The organism is Sphingopyxis sp. MWB1 (genome assembly GCF_000763945.1).
Classification (GTDB): Bacteria; Pseudomonadota; Alphaproteobacteria; order Sphingomonadales; family Sphingomonadaceae; genus Sphingopyxis.
This window is the reverse complement of record NZ_JQFJ01000002.1, coordinates 1,304,364-1,326,071: the sequence shown is the minus strand read 5'-3', so window position 1 is coordinate 1,326,071 and position 21,708 is coordinate 1,304,364. Positions and strand designations below refer to the sequence as shown.

The window sequence follows — 21,708 nt, the reverse complement described above, 5'->3', positions numbered from 1 at the left end:
GAGGGACATCCATGCAATTTCGTCCGCTGCACGATCGCGTGCTCGTCCGCCGTATCGAAGCCGAAGAAAAAACGGCTGGCGGCATCATCATCCCCGACACCGCCAAGGAAAAGCCCCAGGAAGGCGAAGTGGTCTCGGTCGGCACCGGCGCCCGCGCCGATGACGGCAAGGTTACCCCGCTCGACGTCAAGGCGGGCGACCGCATCCTGTTCGGCAAATGGTCGGGCACCGAAGTCAAGGTCGACGGCGAAGAGCTGCTGATCATGAAGGAATCGGACATCCTCGGCGTTATCGCCTGAGTTTGATCTTTCCAACCATTCCAAATTTGAAGGAGCATCCACATGGCTGCCAAGGACGTTAAATTTTCGCGCGACGCGCGCGAACGCATCCTCAAGGGTGTCGACACGCTCGCCGACGCGGTGAAGGTCACGCTCGGCCCCAAGGGCCGCAACGTCGTCATCGACAAAAGCTTCGGCGCGCCCCGCATCACCAAGGACGGTGTGTCGGTCGCCAAGGAAATCGAACTGAAGGACAAGTTCGAAAATATGGGCGCGCAAATGCTGCGCGAAGTCGCCAGCAAGGCGAATGACAAGGCCGGCGACGGCACCACCACCGCCACCGTGCTCGCTCAGGCGATCGTTCGCGAAGGCATGAAGTCGGTTGCCGCTGGCATGAACCCGATGGACCTGAAGCGCGGCATTGACCTTGCGGTCAACAAGGTCGTTGAAACGATCAAGGGCCAGTCGAAGGTCGTTTCGGGCAATTCGGAAATCGCGCAGGTCGGTGTCATCTCGGCCAATGGCGACAAGGAAGTCGGCGAAAAGATCGCCGAAGCCATGGAAAAGGTCGGCAAGGAAGGCGTGATCACCGTCGAGGAAGCCAAGGGCCTCGATTTCGAACTCGATGTCGTCGAAGGCATGCAGTTCGACCGCGGTTACCTGTCGCCTTACTTCATCACCAACCCCGAAAAGATGCTCGTCGAGCTTTCGGACCCCTATATTCTCATCTTCGAAAAGAAGCTGTCGAACCTCCAGTCGATGCTTCCGATCCTCGAGGCTGTGGTACAGTCGGGCCGTCCGCTCCTGATCATCGCCGAGGACATCGAAGGCGAAGCGCTCGCAACGCTCGTCGTCAACCGTCTGCGCGGCGGCCTGAAGGTTGCTGCGGTCAAGGCCCCCGGCTTTGGCGATCGCCGCAAGGCGATGCTGCAGGACATCGCGATCCTGACCAACGGCGAAATGATCAGCGAAGATCTGGGCATCAAGCTTGAATCGGTTACGCTGAACATGCTCGGTCAGGCGAAGCGCATCACCATCGACAAGGACAACACCACCATCGTCGACGGTGCGGGTGAAGCCGAAGCGATCAAGGGCCGCGTTGAACAGATCCGTGCGCAGATCGAAACCACGACCAGCGACTATGACCGCGAAAAGCTGCAGGAACGTCTTGCCAAGCTCGCGGGCGGTGTGGCCGTGATCAAGGTCGGCGGCGCTTCGGAAGTCGAAGTGAAGGAACGCAAGGACCGCGTCGACGACGCGCTGCACGCGACCCGTGCTGCGGTCGAAGAAGGTATCGTCCCCGGTGGCGGCACCGCGCTTCTTTATGCCACCAAGGCGCTCGAAGGGCTGCAGGGCGAGAATGAAGACCAGACCCGCGGTGTCGACATCATCCGTCGCGCACTGCAGGCTCCGGTTCGCCAGATCGCCGAAAACGCCGGCTTCGACGGCGCCGTCGTCGCGGGCAAGCTGTTCGACCAGTCGGATGTCAACTATGGCTTCAACGCCGCAACCGACGTCTATGAAGATCTGGTCAAGGCTGGCGTGATCGACCCGACCAAGGTTGTCCGCACCGCGTTGCAGGATGCGGCCTCGGTTGCCGGTCTGCTGATCACCACCGAAGCGGCGGTTTGCGAACTGCCCGACGACAAGGCCGCCATGCCCGCAATGGGCGGCGGCGGCATGGGCGGCATGGGCGGCATGGACTTCTGATAGTCCACGACCGTTCGGCGCTCAGTCGAATGAAAAGAGGGCCGGGAGGAGCAATCCTTCCGGCCCTTTTTCATGGAAGAGATGGGGCATCCCTTTTCTCTATTCGCGCGCCGTCATTGCGAGCCCGGTTGAGCCGGGGGAAGCAATCCCCCGCGGGCGTCATTGCATTGCCGATAACTGGGATTGCTTCGTTGCCCGGACCGGTCGGGCGTCTCGCAACGACGGGGAGGGGGGCGCTGTGGAATGTCCGACATTGCCAGTTCATCCGCTGCGTCATAGCTAGGCCAGATGAGTCTGTTTTTTGCCTTGCCTGCGTTGGTGCTGGCCGCACAGCCTGCCGAAATGACGCCGCCTGATGCTGCCCCTGTGCGCTGCGGCTATCGCATCGTGCAAAGCTATCCGCATGATCCGGCGTCTTTCACTCAGGGGCTGCTCTGGCATGACGGCCATCTTTACGAGAGCACGGGCCAATATGGCCGTTCGCGGTTGATGCGGGTCGATCTGGAGAGCGGGAAAGCGCTCCGCACCGCCGCTTTTCCAGCCGATCAGTTCGGTGAAGGCATTGCCTTGTGGCGCGACCAGATTATCGGTCTGACGTGGCGCAGCGGGATCGGCCATCGTTGGCGGCTTAGCGATTTCAAGCCACTGGGCAATTTTCGCTATGAAGGCGAGGGGTGGGGGCTTGCCCTGTTGGGTGCGGAGCTGGTGTTGAGCGATGGAACGCCCACCCTGCGCTTTCTTGATCCAGCCACCATGGCCGAACAAAGGCGCGTCACCGTCACCTTTGCCGGGCGCGCGCTGGGGCGGCTCAACGAGCTGGAAGCGATTGAGGGCGAAATCTGGGCGAATATCTGGATGAGCGACGCGGTGGCGCGGATTGATCCGGCGACGGGTGCGGTGACATCCTATGTCGACCTGTCCGGGCTGCGCGAGGATGCGGGCGCGCGCGGCACTGACAGCGTGCTCAATGGCATCGCGTGGGATGCACAGGCGCGCCGACTGTTCGTCACGGGCAAAAACTGGCCCAAACTCTATCAGGTCGCGCTGGAGGATTGCTGAAAAGGACTATTGGCTCTGTTCTGCCGGGGCGGCGCCAGGCGTTTCGATACCGTCTGACCGGCTTTCCAGCATTTCTGCCGCATCGTCGAGAGCCTTGGCCTCGCTGACGGTGACGCCGCCGGGGCCGGGCTCGTTGTCGGTGCGGCTGCATCCTGCGGCGAGCAGAAGCAGGGGGGCGATTGCGAGAGATGCACGCGGGATAGGGCGCATGACTAAAATTCCCAAAGAAAAGAGGCTCCGTTCATGATCGAACGGAGCCTCCCTTTAACACAGCAAAGCTGCGCCAGCGACTTAGTGAGCGTCGTTGGCTTCGGCCTTGGCGGTTTCCGCTTCGACCTTGTCGCCCGCAGCAGCGACGGCGTCGCCAGCAGCAGCAGCAGCACCTTCGACGGCGTTGCCAGCGTCGGCAGCCGCGTCAGCAGTGGCGTCGGCGGCGTCAGCAGCGCCTTCGGCAACAGCGTCGCCAGCAGCAGCAGCGTCGTCGGCCATGGCCGAACCGGCTTCGGCAGCTTCATTCTGAGCCTGTTCCGAGCAAGCGGCGAGGCTGAAAGCAGCAGCGGCCATCGAGGCAATGATCATCTTACGCATAATAAAGTCCTTTCGAATTCCCCCGTAACCCAAACAGGTCACGCTGAGGGGAGAGTTAACCGCGGAACCACCCCATTGCAACCATGGCCTCTCAGGCTGGAAACATCAGGGGGCGGGCGGATCAAAAAGGGGCCGCCGGCGAACCGGCAGCCCCCTCTTTTTTGCCGTAACGGCAGAAAGCTTAGTTGGTGGCAGCTTCCATCGCGCCCTGAGCCGCCTGGGTGGCTTCCTTGGCAGCGTCGGCAGCTTCAGCAGCCTTGTCGACGGCCGTCGAAGCGTCACCAGCGGCAGCGGCGTCAGCAGCGCCTTCGGCAGCGTTGCCAGCAGCAGCAGCGGCGTCAGCAGCGCCTTCAGCCGCTTCCATCGCACCGTCGGCAGCACCTTCAACCGTTTCAGCAGTGTCAGCGGTAGCAGCAGCGTCGTCCGAAGCCTGTTCGGCGCAAGCAGCAAGACCCAGCGACGTGGCAAGGACGAGCGACAGAGTGATCGACTTCTTCATATGGGAATACCCCTCTCGATTAAACTGATCGACCGGCACTCGGATGCGAACAATTCGATCCGGCGAATTGCCAATCGCTTGCAGAGTTACCTTGTCGCCAAAAAGGGTGCAACGCACTTTTTCGGTTGAATGCGTATGATTTACGTCAATCGCGGAGTGAAAGGCGGCGCTAGTCAAAGGAAAACGGCGGGAAAAGCCGGATTATGTTTGGTTGACCAGATATAAAGAAAGCTTTATATCCCACTCCCGTGAGCGAGCTTCTCGATATCTTTCGTGCCCTGGCCGACCCGACCCGCCTGCGAGTCGTCGCGCTTTTGCGCGAAATGGAGCTGGCGATCGGCGAATTGGCGATCGTGCTCGACCAAAGCCAGCCGCGCGTGTCCCGTCATGTTCGCATATTGGCCGAGGCGGGTCTTGTCGAGCGTCGGCGGGAAGGAAGCTGGGTGTTCCTGCGCATTGCGCGCGAGGGAGCGGTCGGTGGGCTGATCGATCAGGCGAAGGACTGGCCCTTTTCGCCGCAGGAAGCGCGTATCATCGCGCATGACGCACGCCGCCTTCAGGCCATCCGCACCGAACGTATGGCCGTCGCCGAGCGCTATTTTGCCGAACATGCCGAGGAATGGGATGCGATCCGTTCGCGCCATGTCGCGGAGAGCGAGGTGGAAGCGGCGATGCTGGCGATGATGCATAACCGGCGTCTGGGCCATTTGCTTGATATTGGGACTGGAACGGGCCGGATGGCGGAAATTTTCGCGCCCACGGCGCGCCGGATTACGGCGCTCGACCGCAGCCCGGAAATGCTGCGTATCGCCCGCGCCAAGCTGGTGGAACAGCCTGTGCCGATCGACCTGGTGCAGGGCGATTTCCTCGCCCTGCCGATGGAGAGCGCCAGCATCGACAGCATCATCATCCACCAGGCGCTGCATTTCGCGCATGAACCCGACCGGGTCGTCGCCGAATCCGCCCGGGTGCTCCGCGGCGGCGGACATTTGCTGGTCGTAGATTTCGCGCCGCATGAGGATGAGGAGTTGCGCACGCGCGCAGCGCACGCGCGCCTGGGCTTTTCGGATGCCCAGATCCGCGGCTGGTTCGCATCCAATGGAATCTTGCTTGAAAATACGCAAACGCTGGAGGGCGGGGAATTGGCCGTAAAGCTTTGGCTTGGCCGCCGCCGCAGCGATGAGGATCAATCTCCCCAGGCCCATGATGGCGAGGGGCAACGCAAAAGGCTTGCGGCATGACAAATGGGCTCAACTCGCTGGCGGAGGCGCGCCGGGCGGCGGCATCTCCGCTGTTCGCCAATCTGGAAGGCGACATTGGCGTCAGTTTCGAATTTTTTCCGCCCAAATCGGAAAAAATGGAGGCGCAGCTGTGGGACACGTTCCGCATGCTCGAGCCGCTGGCGCCGCGTTTCGTCTCGGTCACCTATGGCGCGGGCGGATCGACGCGCGAGCGCACCCATGCGACGGTTGCGCGCATTGCAGCGGAAAGCGCCGTGCCGCCCGCCGCGCATCTGACCTGTGTCGAGGCGTCGCGCGAAGAGATTGACGCGGTGGCGCGCGCTTATTGGGAGGCCGGGGTGCGCCATATCGTTGCGCTGCGCGGCGATGTCCCCGGCGGCGCGCCTTACCGTGCGCATCCCGAAGGCTATGCCAATGCCATCGAGCTGGTCGCCGGACTGAAGGCGGTCGCGCCCTTTGACATTTCGGTGGCAGCCTATCCCGAGGTGCATCCCGATGCCGATTGCCCGCAGGCCGATCTCGACAATCTGAAGCGCAAGATGGATGCGGGCGCGACTCGCGCGATCACGCAATTTTTCTTCTCGCCCGATGCCTTTTTGCGCTTTCGCGATGCAGCGGCGGCAGCGGGGATCGACGCGCCGATCATCCCGGGCATTTTGCCCGTATCCAATGTGTCGCAGACGCGGCGGATGGCCGATATGTGCGGCACGCAGATACCGGCTTGGATGGCCTCGCTGTTCGACGGGCTGGACGATCACCCCGGCGCGCGCCAGCTGGTCGCCGCGACCATCGCCGCCGAAATGTGCCGCCGCCTTTATGCGGGCGGGGTGCGCGACTTTCACTTCTATACGCTCAACCGGGCCGAGCTCAGCTATGCCATCTGCCATTTGCTGGGGCTGCGGCCGCAGGCCGGCAGCGTGAAGGAGAAAGCGGCATGATCGAGCCGAGCAACGCGCGCATCGCCCTGCAGGCTGCCGCTGGTGAGCGCGTCCTGTTGACCGATGGCGGCTGGGGAACGCAGATTCAGGATCGCAAGCTGGTCGAAGCCGACTATGCGGGCAATCTGGGCCTGTCGCACGACCAAAAGGGCAATAATGATATTCTGGCGCTGACGCGGCAGGATGTGGTGACGGCGATTGGCGAGGCCTATCTGGAGGCCGGTTCGGATATTGTTTCCACCAACACTTTCAGCGCGAACCGGATCAGCCAGGCCGATTATGGGGCCGAAGCGCTGGTGGCCGATATCAACCATGAAAGCGCCCGGCTAGGGCGGGAGGCCGCCGATAAATATCAGGCGCGCGATGGGCGTCGCCGTTTCATTGCGGGCGCTGTCGGCCCGACGAACAAGACACTGTCGCTTTCGCCCGACGTCAATAATCCCGGCTTTCGCGAAATCGACTTTGACGAGCTCAAAGATGTCTACCGCGAACAGGTGATCGCGCTGGCACAAGGGGGCGCGGATTTCATCCTGATCGAAACCGTCTTCGATACGTTGAATGCCAAGGCAGGCATTGCCGCGACGTTGGAGGCCGAGGCGAAGGTCGGGCGCGAGCTGCCGCTGATGATTTCGATGACGCTGACCGATTTGTCGGGCCGCAATCTGTCGGGCCATACGGTCGAGGCTTTCTGGTATGCGGTGCGCCATGCAAGGCCGCTGACCATCGGGCTCAACTGTTCGTTCGGCGCGCAGCAGCTTCGCCCGCATATCCGCGTCCTCTCCGACCTCGCCGATACGCTGATCATGGCTTATCCCAATGCGGGCCTGCCCAATGAACTGGGCGAATATGACGAGCTGCCCGATACGACCGCCGGGCTGGTGCGCGAATGGGCCGAACAGGGCCAGGTCAATATTTTGGGCGGCTGCTGCGGGTCGACGCCTGCGCATATCGCCGCCATGGCAAGGGCGGTGGAGGGATTGCCTCCGCGCCGCCTCCCCAAGCTTCCGGTCCGCACGCGGTTGGCGGGCCTTGAACCTTTTATCATGGCGGCTTGAACGATGGACAAACAGGCACAGTGGCGCGTCCGCCCGGCGACGCGCGAGGATGCGGCTGCGCTGGCCCTGATCGGCGCGGCGACCTTCCTCGAAACCTTTTCGGGCATCCTCGATGGTGACGCCATCATCGCCCATTGCGAGCGCGCGCACAGCCGCGCGGCCTATGAAGCCTATCTCGACGCCGGGGCGCAGGCCTGGCTGGCGGAGATTGAACCGGGGCATGCGCCCATCGGCTTTGCGCTGGCGAGCACGCCTGATCTGGCGGCCGCGCGTCCGGGCGATTGGGAATTGAAGCGCATTTACGCGCTGTCACGTTTTCACGGCAGCGGGCTGGGCGCAGCGCTGATGCAGGCGGCGGTCGCGGCGGCGGCGCCTTACCAGCGACTGTTGCTGGGCGTTTATGCCCGCAATGCGCGCGCCATCGCCTTTTATCGCAAACAGGGTTTTGAACCCATCGCCGAGCGCCAGTTCGATGTCGGCGGTAAATTATATGATGATCTGGTGCTGGCGCGCCCGCTTGCAGAGTCGATTACAGCATGACCGAGACCTTATCCTCCTCCACCTTTGTCAATATCGGGGAGCGGACCAACGTTACCGGATCGGCAGCCTTCAAGCGCCTGATCCTGACCGATGATTATACAGCCGCGGTCGAAGTTGCGCGGCAGCAGGTCGAAAATGGCGCGCAGGTCATCGACGTCAATATGGACGAAGGACTGCTCGACGCCGTCCATGCAATGACGACGTTCCTGAAGCTGATCGCCGCCGAGCCCGATATTGCGCGCGTCCCGGTGATGATCGACAGCTCCAAATGGGAGGTGATCGAGGCGGGGCTGAAATGCGTTCCCGGCAAGCCGATCGTCAATTCGATCAGCATGAAGGAGGGCGAAGAGCCGTTTCTGGACCATGCGCGCAAATGCATGGCCTATGGCGCCGCCGTCGTCGTCATGGCGTTCGACGAGGTCGGGCAGGCCGATACCGAAGCGCGCAAGGTCGAGATTTGCGAGCGCGCCTACAAGCTGCTGACCGGCATCGGTTTCCCGCCCGAGGACATTATCTTCGATCCCAATATTTTCGCGGTGGCGACGGGGATTGAAGAGCATGACAATTATGCTGTCGATTTTATCGAGGCGGTGAAGAAGCTCCGCCGGCTCTGCCCGCATGCCCATTATTCGGGCGGGCTTTCGAACCTGTCGTTCAGCTTTCGCGGCAATGAGACGGTGCGCCGCGCGATGCACAGCGTCTTTCTCTATCACGCCATTCCGGCGGGGCTCGACATGGCAATCGTCAATGCCGGGCAGCTTGACGTCTATGACACGATCGACCCTGAACTGCGCGCGGCGTGTGAGGATGTCATCCTCAACCGCAAGGTCGCGGGCGAGGAGCTAAGCCCGACCGAACGGCTGATCGCGCTTGCCGAGCGTTATAAGGGCAAGGATGCCGCGCAGGAAAAGGCCGCCGAGGAATGGCGCGGCTGGGAAGTGCGCAAGCGCCTCGAACATGCGCTGGTCAAGGGGATCGACGCGCATATTGTCGCCGATACCGAGGAAATGCGCCTTGCCATGGATCGCCCGATCGAGGTGATCGAAGGGCCGTTGATGGACGGGATGAACGTCGTTGGCGACCTGTTCGGATCGGGCAAGATGTTCCTGCCGCAAGTCGTCAAATCGGCGCGCGTGATGAAAAAGGCGGTCGCGCATCTGCTCCCCTTTATCGAGGCGGCAAAGGAGCCCGGCGCAAAGGGCAAGGGCAAGATCGTCATGGCGACCGTCAAGGGCGACGTCCATGACATTGGCAAGAATATCGTCGGGGTCGTCCTCCAGTGCAACGGGTTCGAGATTGTCGATCTTGGCGTGATGGTGCCCTGGTCCAGGATCCTCGAAGCGGCGAATGAAAATGACGCCGATATGATCGGCCTGTCGGGGCTGATCACCCCCTCGCTCGACGAGATGGTGACGGTCGCCGAGGAAATGCAGCGCGCGGGTATGACCATGCCGCTGCTCATCGGCGGGGCGACGACATCGAAAGTGCATACGGCGCTGCGGATTGATCCGGCGTATGAGGGGCCGGTGCTGCATGTGCTCGACGCCAGCCGCGCAGTGGGGGTCGCGACTGCGCTGGTCAGCGACACCGGACGCGATGCCTATGTCAAAAGTTACAAGGATGATTATGCCCATGTCCGCGATGTGCGCGCGAACAGGGGGCAAAGCGCGCTGATCCCCATTGCCGATGCGCGCACCAATGGCTTTGCCATCGACGAGGGCGCGCGCCCGCCAGCGCCGAAGCAGCCGGGCCTGCATGTTTTCGACGAGTGGGATCTGGCCGAGCTGGTCGAATGGTTCGACTGGACGCCCTTTTTCCGCGCCTGGGAATTGGCGGGCAATTACCCCGCCATATTGGACGATGAGGTGGTGGGCGAGAGCGCGCGCAGCCTTTATTTCGACGCGCGGGCGATGCTGGAGAAGATTGTCGGCGAAGGCTGGCTGAAGGCGCGCGGCGTCGCTGCGCTATGGCCCTGCCGCCGCGAGGGCGATGATGTGATCATCCATCTGGAGGAGGAAGAGGAGCATGTCCGCATTCCCTTCCTGCGCCAGCAGATTTCGAAGCGCGAAGGGCGCGCGAATATGTGCCTGGCCGATTTCGTCAGCCATGATGGCGACTGGATTGGCGGCTTTTCGGTCGCCATTCACGGCATCGAACCGCATCTTGCGCGCTTCAAGGCGGCGCATGACGATTATAACGACATATTGCTGAAAGCTTTGGCGGACCGTTTTGCCGAAGCCTTTGCCGAGCGGCTGCACGCGCATGTCCGCACCGATTTATGGGGCTATGCCCCCGGCGAGCAATTGACGCCCGAGGCGATCATCAAGGAGGAATATCGCGGTATTCGTCCGGCGCCCGGCTATCCCGCTTGTCCCGACCACAGCCTGAAACCGATACTGTTCGACCTGCTCGATGCCGGGCGGACTTCGGGGGCGAGCCTTACCGAAAGCTTTGCCATGCTGCCGACGGCGGCGGTGTCGGGCTTTTACTTTGGCCATCCCGATGCCAGCTATTTCGGCGTCGCGCGCGTGGGCGAGGACCAGCTCGCCGATTATGCCGAACGGCGCGGGGTCGATATCGAAACGGCGACCCGCTGGCTGCGGCCTAATCTGGATTAAGGGGCACACCCCTGAGGCGGCACCGGCCCGCTCCCCCTCCCGGCCTCCCCGACGATAGTAAGCTATGGGAGGCCGGGAGGGGGAGCGGGCCGGTGCCGAGGCGTTTCCGTGCAACGGAACAGATATCAGCGCCCCGCATGTTCGGGGGCCGCGGCTTCCAGTCGTTTCAGCAGCGGTGTCGCCATGGGGATCGAAAGCATGGTGCTCGCCACCGCCATGAGCAGCAGCGCGGTGAAGGCGGCGCTGCTGATCACCCCCTTGTCGAGCAGGATGTTGGCGAAGATGATCATGATCAGCGCCTTGGTCTGAAGCAGCCAGCCGATCAGCCGCGCTTCGTCGCGCCGCCAGCCGAGGATGCGCCCGGCCAGGCTCACCCCGGCGAGCTTGCCCGCGACCGACGCCAGCAAGAGCAGCCCGGCGGCGGCAAAGACCGCCGCGCCCCCCATATCCCATTGGGTGCGAAGCCCGGTCGAGAGGAAGAAGACCGGCATGACGCTGAGCAGGATGATGTTGCGGAACCGGTCCATCGCCTCATGGCCGAACCATTTGGCGTCGAGCACGGCGCCCGCCAGAAAGGCGCCGACCATATAGTGAAGCCCCGACCAGTCGCCCGCAAAACCGCAGGCGATCAGCCAGATGAGGCCCACTGCCCACCGGTCGGCGACCGAAAGGCGGGGCATCAGCCGCCTGATCGCCCAGGCGGCAAGCGCAAAGCCGATCAGAAAGGCGAGCTGGCGTCCGACCCGCTCCCAATCGAGCAGGATCAGCGCGAGCACGGCCCAGATGGCGATATCGTCGAGGCTGGCATAGCGCAAAATGCGCTGGCCGATGGGCTGGCGCAGGATCGCGAGCTTTTCCATGAAGAGGACGAGGATGGGCAGGGCGGTGACGGCGCAGGCCATGCCCAGCCCGGCGACGACCTGCCACGGCGCACCCGTCGGGCCGCTCCATCCCGGAAACTGCAGAAGGGCCAGCGCCGCGAGCGCGCCAAAGGCGAAGGGCACGCCCAGCGCCAGTCCGGCGGTAATGCTGGTTTCGCGCCGGTGCGTCCACGCCGCGTCGATGTCGAGCTCAATCCCGGCGACCCACACGAACATCATCACCGCCCACCAGGCGATGCCGTTCAGCGACGCGATGACATCGGGCCGGAAGATCGCCTCATAATAGGCCGGAAAGGCCGCCCCCAATATGCCGGGGCCGAGCAGCACCCCGCCAATGATCTGCACCACCACCAGCGGCGCCCAATAATCGGTGCGGAACATGCGCCAAATGGCCCATGGCACGGCAAAAATGATCAGCAGCGCGATCAGGAAAATTTCAACAGACGCCACATCCACCCCCGATTGCCTATTCGGGCGCGCGCACTATCGGCGCGATTTTCTGCCCTGTTACAGGCGTATGGGCCGCGAAGCGCCACAGCAAGCGCGAATAGCTATGTTAAGATTTGCGCGCGCAATGTTTCGCGGCGGGACAGGCGGGCGGTTAACCAGCTTCGCGCAAGACGGCGCGCTTGTCCTGCGCTATAATGCGCGCATGATCCGTCTTTCCATCCGCCGGCACCTGTTGCCCGCCGCCGCGCTCGCGCTGCTTCTTTTGCCCGCAGCGGTGCCCGCCCAGTCGGGCAGCGCGCCCTATGTAGTTGCCGAAACGAACCGCGGCTTTGCGCGGCTTCAGGATGCCGTCGATGCCATCGGCGATGGCGAAGGGACGATCCGGATTGCGCCGGGCTATCATCGCCAATGCGCCGTGCAGGAAACGGGACGCATCGCCTTTGTCGCCGCCGAGCCGGGACGGGCGATTTTCGACGGCGTGGCGTGCGAGGAAAAGGCGGCGCTGGTGCTGCGTGGACGCGGCGCGCGTATCGACGGGCTGGTGTTCCAGAATATGCGCGTGCCCGACGGCAATGGCGCGGGCATCCGGCTGGAGCAAAATGATCTGGAAGTGGTGAACAGCCTGTTTCGCGGCAGCGAGGAAGGGATTTTGACCGCCAATGATCCCGGCGGGTCAATCCTGATCGACCGGTCGACCTTTTCGCGGCTGGGGCGCTGTGATCGCGGGCTGAGCTGCGCGCATAGCATTTATACCGGTGTCTATGGCCGCGTCACCGTCACCCGCACCCGGTTCGAAAAGGGCAGCGGCGGCCATTATCTCAAGACGCGCGCGGCGCAGGTCGATATTCGCGACAATAGTTTCGACGATAGCCAGGGCAGCGCGACCAATTATATGATCGACCTGCCCGCCGGTTCGACGGGCCGGATCGAAAATAATCTGTTCGTCCAGGGGCGCGACAAGGAAAATTATTCGGCCTTCATCGCGGTGGGGGCGGAGGATATTGAAAATCCTTCACGCGGCCTGATCATCAAGGCCAATCGCGCCAGCCTGCCGCAGGATATTGGCCGCAAATCGGTGTTCGTCGCCGACTGGACAGGCGAGGCGCTGGCAATTGGCGACAATGAACTGGGGCCGGGGCTGACCCGCTTCGAGAAGCGATAAGGGGGCGCGGGCGAAAGCGCCCGCTCCTTCCTCTCAGGCTTCGCCGCGCGTTTCGATGAGCGAGGCGGCGAGCGCCTCTGCAGGCGATTTGCCGCCCCACAGCACGAACTGGAACACGGGATAAAAGCGCTCGCATTCGTCGATGGCGCTTTCGATCAGCGTTTCAGCGAGTTCGAGCGACAGGGTGGAATCGCTGCCCACCAACATGCCGTGGCGGAACAAGATGGTGCCGCTGTTCGACCATAGTTCGAAATGGCCAAGCCAAAGCTGTTCGTTGATCATCGCCAGCGCTTCATGCGCGGCGGCGCGCTTGTCCTCGACAACTCTTATGTCGGGGAAGGCGAGAAGCTGGACGACGCCATCTTCGGGGCGCCAGACGGCGCGCAGTTCATAGCTGGTCCAGCTGCCCTGCGCGGTGGCGACGATTTCATCCTCGCCGACCATTTCATGCGGCCAGCCATGCGCCGCGAAATAGGCGGTCAGCATGTCCATCGGCGCGGCGTCCTGACCGTCTTCGTCGTCGTAAATATCGTCACTCATGCGCGCGCTCTAGCGGTTATTGGCTGGGGACGCGAGTCATGTGATCGGGGCCGCTCGGACGGCTTGCCCTGGAGGCGGCTTGCGCGCGGCGGCCCCGCATTCGGTCGCTTCTTTTATTCGCCCTTGGGCGCTGCACCGCCCTTGGGGGCGGCTTTCGGCGCCGTTTTGGCTGCCGGGCTTTTTCGGACGGCAGGCTTTGCCACGCCTTCGAGCTTGTCGAGACGGGCTTTCAGCGCATCGGCTTCGGCGCGCGCGGTGGCGGCCATCTGCTTCACCGCTTCAAATTCCTCGCGGCTGACAAAATCCATGCTGCCGATAAATTCGCGCGCGCGTTCACGCATCGCGGCTTCGGCCTCGCGGCCCGCGCCCGCGACGGTTCCGGCAATGCCGTTCATCATCTTGGCCAGATCGTCGAAGATACGGTTTTCGCTTTGCATTTCCAATATTCCCTTCGGGCTGATGCCCCTTGCCGTCACCCTATTTGGGTGCTCGCGGCCTTTGGCACAAGGGTTTCGGCGTCGGGATTGCGCTGATCAATCTGGAAATTGAGCAGCGTCGCAAAGCAGAGCCAGCCGATATAGGGCAGCATCAACCACGCCGCCGCCTTGCGGATCGGCGCAAAGGCAAAGGCGGTCGCGACGCTGACCATCAGGATGAAGATGATCAGATAAAGGGCGCTCGTTACCTGATGCGCGCCGAAAAACAGCGGCGACCAGGCGAAATTGGCGACAAGCTGGATGAAGAAGAGCAACAGCGCAAAGCCGCGCCCTTTCGAGCCGCGGGCATGAAGCACCATCGCCAGCGCGAGGCCAAGGCAGATATAAAGCAGGGTCCAAGCAACTCCGAAGAGCCATCCCGGCGGCATGATCGCTGGAAGGTCCAGCGAGGCAAACCAGCGATTATTAAAGCCGCTGTTCGACAATCGCCCCATCAGGCTGCCGATCAGCACAATGGCTGGCACCGTCACCATGGCCCAGCGCCAATAGGACATACGCAATTGACCCGGTGTCGCGATTTCCGTCATTCCCGTTCAATCCCCCACTTGCGATTCCGTTGCATTTGTGTCGCGGGTGCGCGGGCAGGCGTCAAGCGCTGCACCGTGCATTACGGCCTGTTGGGAAGATTTTGTGTAAATTGAATGGCGAAGCGCTGAAAAAAGGAGGGAACGGAAGGCTCTGCTTTCATGCCCGTTCGGCGGCGATCAGAAATTCGACATTGCCTTCAGGGCCAGTGATGGGGCTTTGGACCAGGTCGGCCACGCGCCAGCCTTCGGCCTCCAGCCAGTCGCGCACCGCATCGCACACCCGGGCATGGACCGCCGCGTCGCGCACCACGCCTTTCTTGCCCACTTCATGGCGTTCGGCCTCGAACTGGGGCTTGATCAGCGCGATCAGCCGCGCGCCCTTTCTCGCAAAGCTCATCGGCTTTGGCAGCACTTTGGCGAGAGAAATGAAGCTGGCATCGCAGACGATGAGGTCGACCGCTTCGGGAATATGGTCGGCGGTGAGAATGCGCGCGCTGGTCTGTTCGTGGACGATGACGCGCTCGTCCTGTCGCAGCTTCCACGCAAGCTGGTTGGTGCCTGAATCAACGGCATAGACGCGCGCTGCGCCGCGGCTGAGCAGGACGTCGGTGAAACCCCCGGTGGAGGAGCCGACGTCGATGGCCACCGCCCCGGTCACGTCCCAGCCGAGATGGCCGAGCGCATGGTCAAGCTTGATCCCGCCGCGCGACACCCAGGGATGGTCGCGGCCCTTGATATGGATTTCGGCGTCGTCGGCAATTTGTTGCCCCGCCTTGTCGATCTTGCGGTCGCCGACAAAGGCAAGGCCCGCGAGGATCAGCGCCTGCGCGCGCGTCCGGCTTTCGGCAAGGCCGCGATCGACGAGCAATTGGTCGGCGCGCTGCTTGGTCATCAGAGCGTTCCTGTCGTGGCGCGGAGCGGGGTGCAGGCTCCCGCCATCGGCGATGCCGGGGTGCGGGCTGGAGATTGCTTCGTCGCTCCGCTCCTCGCAATGACAGGACGGGGGGTCATTGTTTCGCCTTTTCGGCAAGCATCCCCGGCGTCAGGATTTGCGGCAGGATTTCGGGTTGCGCGGCCCCCGGTGCATACCAGAGGTAGAGCGGCACGCTGTTGCGCCCATGCTCGGCGAGGGTGCGGGTGATGGCGGGATCGCCATTGGTCCAGTCGCCGACCAATGTGACCACGCCCGCCTTGTCAAACGCTTGCTGCACGGCTTCGCGGTTGATCGCGGCTGCCTCATTGGCCTTGCACGACACGCACCAGTCGGCGGTGAAATAGACGAAAACGGGCTTACCCGATGCCCGCGCGTTGGTCAAAGCCTCGACCGAAAAGGACGTGCCTGTCGGGGCCGCTACGCCACCCTCGCGGTCGGCTGTCGCCACCCACAGCGCGACAGGGATGAGCAATAGCAATAGCGCCATCAAGGGCGCGGGGCGGCGCCCCTGCCGCTGGAACCGGCCCGTTGCGAGCAGCACCGCGCCCAGAAGCAAGGTGGCCGCCAGCGCTGCGATCAGCCCGATCGACTCCGCCTGCCGCCACAAAAGCCATATCAGCGCGAGCGCGGTCAGCCCCATTGGCACCGCCATCCATTTGCGAAACGCGTCCATCCACGGCCCCGGTTTCGGCAGCCGCGTCCGCAGCGCGGGCAGAAAGGCGAGGGCGAGGAAGGGCAGCGCGAGCCCAAGGCCCAAGCCGCCAAAAATTGGCAGCGCCGCCCAGGCGGGGAGGACGAGTGTGGCGCCGAGCGCTGCGCCGAGCAGCGGCCCGCTGCACGGTGTTGCGACAAAGGCGGCGAGCGCGCCGGTCCAGAAGCCGCCGACCGCGCCGCCTTGTTCGGTGAGGCGGTGGCCGCCGCCGAACGAAGGGAGCACATAGCTCCCCGCCAGATTGAGGGTGATCGCCACGGCTAGGAGCAGCAGGATGAAGACGCTGAGCGGATGTTGAAGCTGAAAGGCCCAGCCCACCTGTTCGCCCGCCGCGCGCAGGCCGAGCAAGATTCCGCCGAGCAGGAGCGCGGTCAGCACTGCGCCCCCTGTATAGGCCATCCCTTCGGTTTTTGCGGTGGCAGCGGTTCCGCCCGAGCGGGCGAGGCTGAGCGCCTTGAGGCTGAGAATCGGAAAGACGCAGGGCATGAGGTTCAGGATAAGGCCGCCGAGGATCGCGCCCGCCAGCGCGGTCCAGAATAATGTGCCGTCAAACACGCCCAATGTGCCGCCCGCCTTGCCCTTGGCGCCGCCCGAAACGGTGGCGACGTGATCCCCCGCAGCGGGGACAGCGCCGGGTTCCAAGGCGATGGAAAGGCCGCGCCCCTCATCCAGCTTGAGCAGCGCGGCGACAGGGCCGGACGCATCCCCCTTGGCGCGCGTTTCAACGATGATGTCATCGCCATTTCGGCTGAAATTTTGCGGCGCGGGATAATCGACCAGCTTTGGCGTCTCGACAAAGAGATAGGGCTGGGGAAGCGCGACACTGCGTGGCAGGGGAATGGAAAAGCGCAGCCTGTCACCCTGCCTTTCCCAGCGGCCGGGGCGATCGAGCGGTTGCGGAAGCTGCGCGCGCCACGCGTCGAACTGCGCGCGTGTGCCGGGATCGATGTTGCCATTTCCGGCGACAAGCTTGACCGAAATCACGGCTTTTTCAGGAACGCAGACCTTGTCGGTGCACGCGAGCCAATTGGCCATGCCGGACAGGGTGAGGTCGGTGCCCGGCGCGATATTCCGGTCGATCTCCACATTGGCGAGCAAGGCATAGGGCTGCTCATAGACATAATTCATCATGCCAAAGAGGATCAGCGGTTCGGGCACGGGGTAGCGAAAGGGCGCGATCCGCACGCCCTCGGGGGCATTCCATTTGACCGAAAGCCCGAATCCGGCATCGCCGCCATTGACCCAATAGCCGTGCCATCCCTGCTCCGGCGTCATGGTGAGCGCCAGGGTCGTGCCGTCCCCCGGAACGGGCGTGGCCGATTCGGCAATCAGCTTTGCGGTGATATGCGTTGGCTTCGCGCTCACCGGCATGGCCGCGACCAGCCAAAGCAAAAAGAGCATCGCTGCCGCACGCAGCCCCGGATAGGGAGGGAATATCAAAAGCTTTGCTCCGTCGCCGCTCATTTCCGCTCCACCATAGTCTCCTTCAAAGCCGAGCGTTCAAGGCTTGCCATATAGGCGGCTTTGGTCGAGAGGACAGCCCGCGTTGACCATCGGCAATGGAGAAGCCCCCGTGACGTTCAAATCGCTCGCCACCGCTTGCGCCGCCGCGCTTTCGATTTTTTCAGCGGGGGGCGCCATGGGTCAGGAGGCCGCCGCGCCGATTGCGCCCGCGGTAACAGCCGCCACGCCGGCTCCCAAATTGCTGGTGGTGATTGCCGTCGACCAGTTTTCGGCCGATCTGTTCGCCGAATATCGCGGGCGCTTTACGGGCGGCCTTGCGCGGCTTGCCTCGGGCGTCGTCTTTCCTGCCGGCTATCAGGCGCATGGCGCGACCGAAACCTGTCCGGGGCATTCGACCATTTTGACGGGAAATCATCCCGCGCATACCGGCATCATCGCCAATCAATATTATGACCTGTCAGCGGCGCGCGCCGACAAGCGCATTTATTGCGCCGAAGATGAGCGGGTCCCCGGCACGACGTCGAAGGGCGATGGCTATGCCCCTTCGGTCGAACATCTGCTGGTGCCGACGCTTGGCGACCTGATGAAGGCGCGCAATCCGCGCGCGCAGGTCGTCTCGGTCGCGGGGAAGGACCGCGCCGCCATCATGATGGGCGGGCGCAAGGCTGATGAGTTGATGTGGCTCTCGCCCAAGGGGCTGACCAGCTATCGCGGAACGGCCCTGTCGCCCACGGCGCAAAAGGCGAGCGCGGCGATTGCCGCCGCGCTGGCGCAGCCGCGCGAAGCCATGCCGTTGCCGCTCGATTGCCTGTCCCATGACATCGCCATTCCGCTGGGCAATGGCGCCACGGTCGGCACCGGACGCATGGCGCGCGAGGCGGGCGACTATAATCGCTTCCGTGCGTCTCCCGAAGCCGATGGCGCCGTGCTCGCCACCGCTGCAGCGCTGCGCGCTGCGCGCAAGATGGGCGAGGGCGATACGACCGATCTGCTGATCGTCGGCCTGTCGGCGACCGATTATGTCGGCCATGGCACCGGGACCGAAGGCACCGAAATGTGCCTGCAAATGGCGGGGCTCGACCGCGAACTCGATGATTTCTTCAAACAGCTCGACGCGACGGGCATCGACTATCTGGTCGCGCTCACCGCCGATCATGGCGGCCATGACCTGCCCGAACGCAACCGCCAGAATGCGTGGCCCGACGCCCAGCGCGTGGACCGCGCGCTCGATCCCGACGTGCTGGGCAAGCAGGTCGCGGAAAAGCTCAACCTGCCCCAGCCGCTGCTCTATGGCGTGAGCGGGGACTATTATCTGTCGAAAGCGCTGACGGCCCAGCAGCGCAAGGCGGCGCTCGCCGAAATATTGCCTCGCCTGCGCGCGCATCCGCAGGTGGAAGCGGTCGTTACCAAGGAAGAATTGGCGGCGCATGCGATTTCAAAGCGCGCACCCGACACATGGACGCTGATGGACAAGCTGCGTGCCTCCTGGCACCCCGACCGTTCGGGCGACTTCATCATTGCACTGAAACCGCGCATCACCCCGATCGCCGAACCCGGCGTCGGCTATGTCGCGACCCATGGGTCGGTCTGGGACTATGACCGCCGCGTGCCGATCCTCTTCTGGCGCAAGGGGCTGGCAGCTTTTGAACAGCCCAATGCGGTCATGACCGTCGACATCCTCCCCACCCTGGCCGCGTTGATCGATTTGCCGGTCGACGAGGCCAAAGTTGATGGTCGCTGCCTCGACCTGGTTTCCGGACCGGGCAGCAGTTGCCGATAGAAAAGTTGAAAAGACAGGGACCATGAAAAAGAATTTGCAGGATTTCGCGGGGCAGCTGCTTCTTGTTGGCTGCGGCAATATGGCGGGCGCCATGCTGGAGCGCTGGCTCGAATGGGGCCTCAACCCGGCACAGGTCGCGATTATCGACCCCCAAGCCGCGCCACGCGAAAAAATCGCGCAATTCACCTCCATCGCTGAATGGCAGGCAGCGGGCCGTTCGGCGGATTGGATCATGCTGGGCATGAAGCCCCAGCAATTGGGGGAAGTCGCAGAACAACTGGGCCCCCATATTACCAATGAGGTGCGCTTGCTTTCGATTCTGGCGGGCGTTTCGCTCGCCGATTTGGCGGCGCGTTTCCCCGAGGCCAAGGGGCATATTCGCATTCTGCCCAATCTTGCCGCGCGGATCGGCGCAGGGGTTTCGGCGGTAGCGAGCTTGGGCGATGCCGATGCGTCGGTGGTGACTCCGCTGCTCGCGACGTTGGGCGATGTCGTGCCGCTGGCCGAGGATTCGACGATGGATCTCGTCACGGCCTTTACGGGCAGCGGCCCCGCCTATGTTTTCCGTATGATCGAGGCTTATGCGGCCGCGGGCGAACGGCTGGGGTTGAGCCCGGAGGATTCGCTCGCGCTGGCCAATGCGACCTTTGGCGGCGCCTCTGCACTGCTCGCCGAAAGCGGCGAGCGCCCCGCGGCGCTGATCGCGCAGGTCGCAAGCAAGGGAGGCACCACGCAGGCGGGCCTTGATGTGCTCGATGGCGATGGGCAATTGGCCGCCTTGCTGACCAATGTGCTGCGCGCAGCGCGCGACCGGGGGCGCGAACTGGCCGATATTGCGCGCGGCGAAAGCTGACGGATGCACCTGGGCGGCGGCGAGGGAACCCTTGCCGCCTTTCGGCTTTATAAGCCTCAATGGAACTCAACGCCCCGGTTTTCATCCATTCGATCGACCTCGACCTCTTGTCGCGTCTTGGCGGTGCGGCGTTGCTTGGTCTCCTGCTCGGCCTCGACCGGGAATATCGCGGACATGAAGCGGGGCTGCGGACCCACGGGCTGATCTGCTTTTCTGCCGCAGTGATGACGGTTTCAATGATAGCCCTTTATACGCAGATCGGCGGCGAGCGCGGCGATGTGCTGCGTATCTTTGAAGCCACAGGGGCCTTTATCGGCATCATCGGCGCGGGGCTGATCGTGTTCAGCAAGGGCGAGGTTAAAAATCTTACCACCGCCGCGCATCTCTGGCTCGCGGCGGTCGTCGGCATTGCCTGCGGCGCGGCGCAGTGGCCGCTGGTGCTGATCGGCGGGGCGATCAGCGTCGTGATGCTGACCCTTTTGCGCCTCGTTGAATCGCACTGGGAACGAAAAGCCGGGGCATCCGCCGATAAGGCAGATTGAGCGGGGGCAATTTATCCTCTCTGGCTTTGGCTGGACCGAAACCGCATGGGCAGCTTCGATGAAAGAGGCTGAGTTTTGACGCGGTTAAAGGCGATTTTCATTCCCGTGCTGGCGGGTGCCAGCCTGCGCGACCGGCTGCTCGCCTGTGCTGGCGCGCTGTTGGGGGTGGCCTTTGTGGGGGCGAGCTGCTGGCTGTTGCTGCCCGCATCCATGCCATGGATCGTCGCGCCTATTGGCGCATCGACGGTGCTGCTGTTTGCCGTTCCCGCCAGTCCGCTGGCGCAGCCTTGGGCGATTATTGGCGGCAACAGCCTTTCCGCGATGGTCGGCGTTGCGACCTTGTTCCTCCTGCCCGATCCGCTCTATGCCGCGCCGGTCGCGGTGGCGGCGGCAATCCTGCTCATGTCGCTCTGCCGCTGTCTTCATCCGCCGGGCGGCGCGGCGGCGCTGAGCGCTATTCTCGCCCCGTCGCTTATCCTTGCCGACGGGGGTGCGCGCTTTCTGGTGCTGGTGGCGATCAACTCGGCGCTGCTCGTTGCCAGTGGCTGGCTCTTCCATCGCTTGTCGGGCCATAGCTATCCGCATCGCGCCGTCCCCGCGGGACAGGGCGAGGCGGACGCATCGGCTCGCACGCACATTTCGCCATCCGGCCTGCTGATCGAGGATATTGACGGCGCCCTCGCCGATCTGGGCGAAACATTCGATATCGGCCGCGAGGATCTCGCGATGCTGCTCACCCATGCCGAGGCGCGCGCCGAACGGCGGCGTTCCACCGGCGCCGAGCAACTGGACGCGGGCGCCGCCGCGTGACTATGGCAGGGAAAATGTAATCGGGAGAGA

The 21,708-nt window shown here is 63.4% G+C and carries 22 protein-coding genes; 13 read left to right on the top strand and 9 right to left on the bottom strand.

Annotated elements, in window-relative coordinates:
- Window positions 1-11: 11 nt before the first annotated feature.
- The 3 genes from groES (at window position 12) to JV18_RS0106845 (ending at window position 3,047) form a co-directional block, all read left to right on the top strand.
- Window positions 12-299, top strand: coding sequence for a co-chaperone GroES (gene groES, locus JV18_RS0106855; RefSeq protein ID WP_011540765.1), 288 nt, complete (start codon window positions 12-14; stop codon window positions 297-299).
- A gap of 42 nt (window positions 300-341) precedes the next feature.
- Window positions 342-1,988, top strand: coding sequence for a chaperonin GroEL (groL, locus tag JV18_RS0106850; protein WP_033073924.1), 1,647 nt, complete (start codon window positions 342-344; stop codon window positions 1,986-1,988).
- A gap of 288 nt (window positions 1,989-2,276) precedes the next feature.
- Entirely contained in the window at window positions 2,277-3,047 is a 771-nt protein-coding gene (locus JV18_RS0106845) for a glutaminyl-peptide cyclotransferase (RefSeq protein WP_033073923.1), read from the top strand.
- 6 nt (window positions 3,048-3,053) lie between these two features.
- Here the strand turns inward: JV18_RS0106845 and JV18_RS0106840 are convergent, their stop codons facing one another.
- From JV18_RS0106840 to JV18_RS0106830, 3 genes are all read right to left on the bottom strand, one after another.
- Window positions 3,054-3,257, bottom strand: coding sequence for a hypothetical protein (locus JV18_RS0106840; RefSeq protein WP_033073922.1), 204 nt, complete (start codon window positions 3,255-3,257; stop codon window positions 3,054-3,056).
- Between the two features lie 81 nt (window positions 3,258-3,338).
- Window positions 3,339-3,635, bottom strand: a complete 297-nt coding sequence (locus JV18_RS0106835; protein WP_033073921.1) for a hypothetical protein — start codon at window positions 3,633-3,635, stop codon at window positions 3,339-3,341.
- A 181-nt stretch (window positions 3,636-3,816) separates the two neighbouring features.
- On the bottom strand, window positions 3,817-4,134 hold the full coding sequence (locus tag JV18_RS0106830) for a hypothetical protein (protein WP_033075058.1): 318 nt from the start codon (window positions 4,132-4,134) through the stop codon (window positions 3,817-3,819).
- A 248-nt stretch (window positions 4,135-4,382) separates the two neighbouring features.
- On the opposite strand from JV18_RS0106830, the gene JV18_RS0106825 reads away from it, so the two are divergent.
- Genes JV18_RS0106825 through metH form a run of 5 tightly spaced genes read left to right on the top strand, consistent with a single transcriptional unit; the run spans window position 4,383 to window position 10,526 of the window.
- A complete protein-coding gene (locus tag JV18_RS0106825) occupies window positions 4,383-5,375 on the top strand; it encodes an ArsR/SmtB family transcription factor (RefSeq protein ID WP_033073920.1) in 993 nt (330 codons plus the stop codon).
- The gene (gene metF, locus JV18_RS0106820; protein ID WP_033073919.1) at window positions 5,372-6,313 is read left to right on the top strand and encodes a methylenetetrahydrofolate reductase; all 942 of its coding nucleotides are present in this window, start codon (window positions 5,372-5,374) and stop codon (window positions 6,311-6,313) included. The genes JV18_RS0106825 and metF overlap by 4 nt, the downstream gene beginning before the upstream one ends.
- Window positions 6,310-7,368 (top strand): homocysteine S-methyltransferase family protein, encoded by a 1,059-nt coding sequence (locus tag JV18_RS0106815; protein ID WP_033073918.1) that lies wholly within the window; start codon window positions 6,310-6,312, stop codon window positions 7,366-7,368. The genes metF and JV18_RS0106815 overlap by 4 nt, the downstream gene beginning before the upstream one ends.
- 3 nt (window positions 7,369-7,371) lie before the next feature.
- Complete coding sequence (locus tag JV18_RS0106810; protein WP_033073917.1) at window positions 7,372-7,908, top strand: GNAT family N-acetyltransferase; 537 nt, start codon at window positions 7,372-7,374, stop codon at window positions 7,906-7,908.
- Window positions 7,905-10,526 carry a methionine synthase gene (gene metH / locus JV18_RS0106805; protein ID WP_033073916.1) on the top strand — a complete coding sequence of 874 codons (2,622 nt, stop codon included), beginning with the start codon at window positions 7,905-7,907 and terminating at the stop codon, window positions 10,524-10,526. Before JV18_RS0106810 ends, metH begins: the two co-directional genes overlap by 4 nt.
- A 125-nt stretch (window positions 10,527-10,651) precedes the next feature.
- Here metH and JV18_RS0106800 read toward each other — a convergent pair whose 3' ends face one another.
- Entirely contained in the window at window positions 10,652-11,857 is a 1,206-nt protein-coding gene (locus JV18_RS0106800) for a cation:proton antiporter (protein WP_033075057.1), read from the bottom strand.
- Between the two features lie 202 nt (window positions 11,858-12,059).
- Here JV18_RS0106800 and JV18_RS0106795 point away from each other — a divergent pair, with 202 nt between their 5' ends.
- The gene (locus JV18_RS0106795; RefSeq protein ID WP_052072126.1) at window positions 12,060-13,019 is read left to right on the top strand and encodes a right-handed parallel beta-helix repeat-containing protein; all 960 of its coding nucleotides are present in this window, start codon (window positions 12,060-12,062) and stop codon (window positions 13,017-13,019) included.
- 33 nt (window positions 13,020-13,052) lie between these two features.
- Here JV18_RS0106795 and JV18_RS0106790 read toward each other — a convergent pair whose 3' ends face one another.
- The 5 genes from JV18_RS0106790 to JV18_RS0106770 all read right to left on the bottom strand — a co-directional run bounded on the left by JV18_RS0106790 (window position 13,053) and on the right by JV18_RS0106770 (window position 17,693).
- Complete coding sequence (locus JV18_RS0106790) at window positions 13,053-13,559, bottom strand: YbjN domain-containing protein (RefSeq protein ID WP_033073915.1); 507 nt, start codon at window positions 13,557-13,559, stop codon at window positions 13,053-13,055.
- Between the two features lie 113 nt (window positions 13,560-13,672).
- Window positions 13,673-13,996, bottom strand: a complete 324-nt coding sequence (locus JV18_RS0106785; RefSeq protein ID WP_033073914.1) for an accessory factor UbiK family protein — start codon at window positions 13,994-13,996, stop codon at window positions 13,673-13,675.
- A 35-nt stretch (window positions 13,997-14,031) separates the two neighbouring features.
- Window positions 14,032-14,583, bottom strand: a complete 552-nt coding sequence (locus JV18_RS0106780) for a TspO/MBR family protein (RefSeq protein WP_033073913.1) — start codon at window positions 14,581-14,583, stop codon at window positions 14,032-14,034.
- Between the two features lie 157 nt (window positions 14,584-14,740).
- The gene (locus tag JV18_RS0106775; protein WP_033073912.1) at window positions 14,741-15,475 is read right to left on the bottom strand and encodes a TlyA family RNA methyltransferase; all 735 of its coding nucleotides are present in this window, start codon (window positions 15,473-15,475) and stop codon (window positions 14,741-14,743) included.
- A gap of 115 nt (window positions 15,476-15,590) precedes the next feature.
- A complete protein-coding gene (locus JV18_RS0106770; protein ID WP_081944729.1) occupies window positions 15,591-17,693 on the bottom strand; it encodes a protein-disulfide reductase DsbD family protein in 2,103 nt (700 codons plus the stop codon).
- Between the two features lie 175 nt (window positions 17,694-17,868).
- Between JV18_RS0106770 and JV18_RS0106765 the strand changes: the two genes are divergently transcribed.
- The 4 genes from JV18_RS0106765 to JV18_RS0106750 all read left to right on the top strand — a co-directional run bounded on the left by JV18_RS0106765 (window position 17,869) and on the right by JV18_RS0106750 (window position 21,678).
- Window positions 17,869-19,473 (top strand): alkaline phosphatase family protein, encoded by a 1,605-nt coding sequence (locus tag JV18_RS0106765; RefSeq protein ID WP_052072122.1) that lies wholly within the window; start codon window positions 17,869-17,871, stop codon window positions 19,471-19,473.
- A gap of 22 nt (window positions 19,474-19,495) precedes the next feature.
- On the top strand, window positions 19,496-20,326 hold the full coding sequence (gene proC, locus JV18_RS0106760; protein ID WP_033073911.1) for a pyrroline-5-carboxylate reductase: 831 nt from the start codon (window positions 19,496-19,498) through the stop codon (window positions 20,324-20,326).
- A gap of 59 nt (window positions 20,327-20,385) precedes the next feature.
- Window positions 20,386-20,868 carry an MgtC/SapB family protein gene (locus JV18_RS0106755; protein ID WP_033073910.1) on the top strand — a complete coding sequence of 161 codons (483 nt, stop codon included), beginning with the start codon at window positions 20,386-20,388 and terminating at the stop codon, window positions 20,866-20,868.
- Window positions 20,869-20,943: 75 nt separating this feature from the next.
- The gene (locus JV18_RS0106750) at window positions 20,944-21,678 is read left to right on the top strand and encodes an HPP family protein (protein WP_235302933.1); all 735 of its coding nucleotides are present in this window, start codon (window positions 20,944-20,946) and stop codon (window positions 21,676-21,678) included.
- Window positions 21,679-21,708 lie beyond the last annotated feature (30 nt).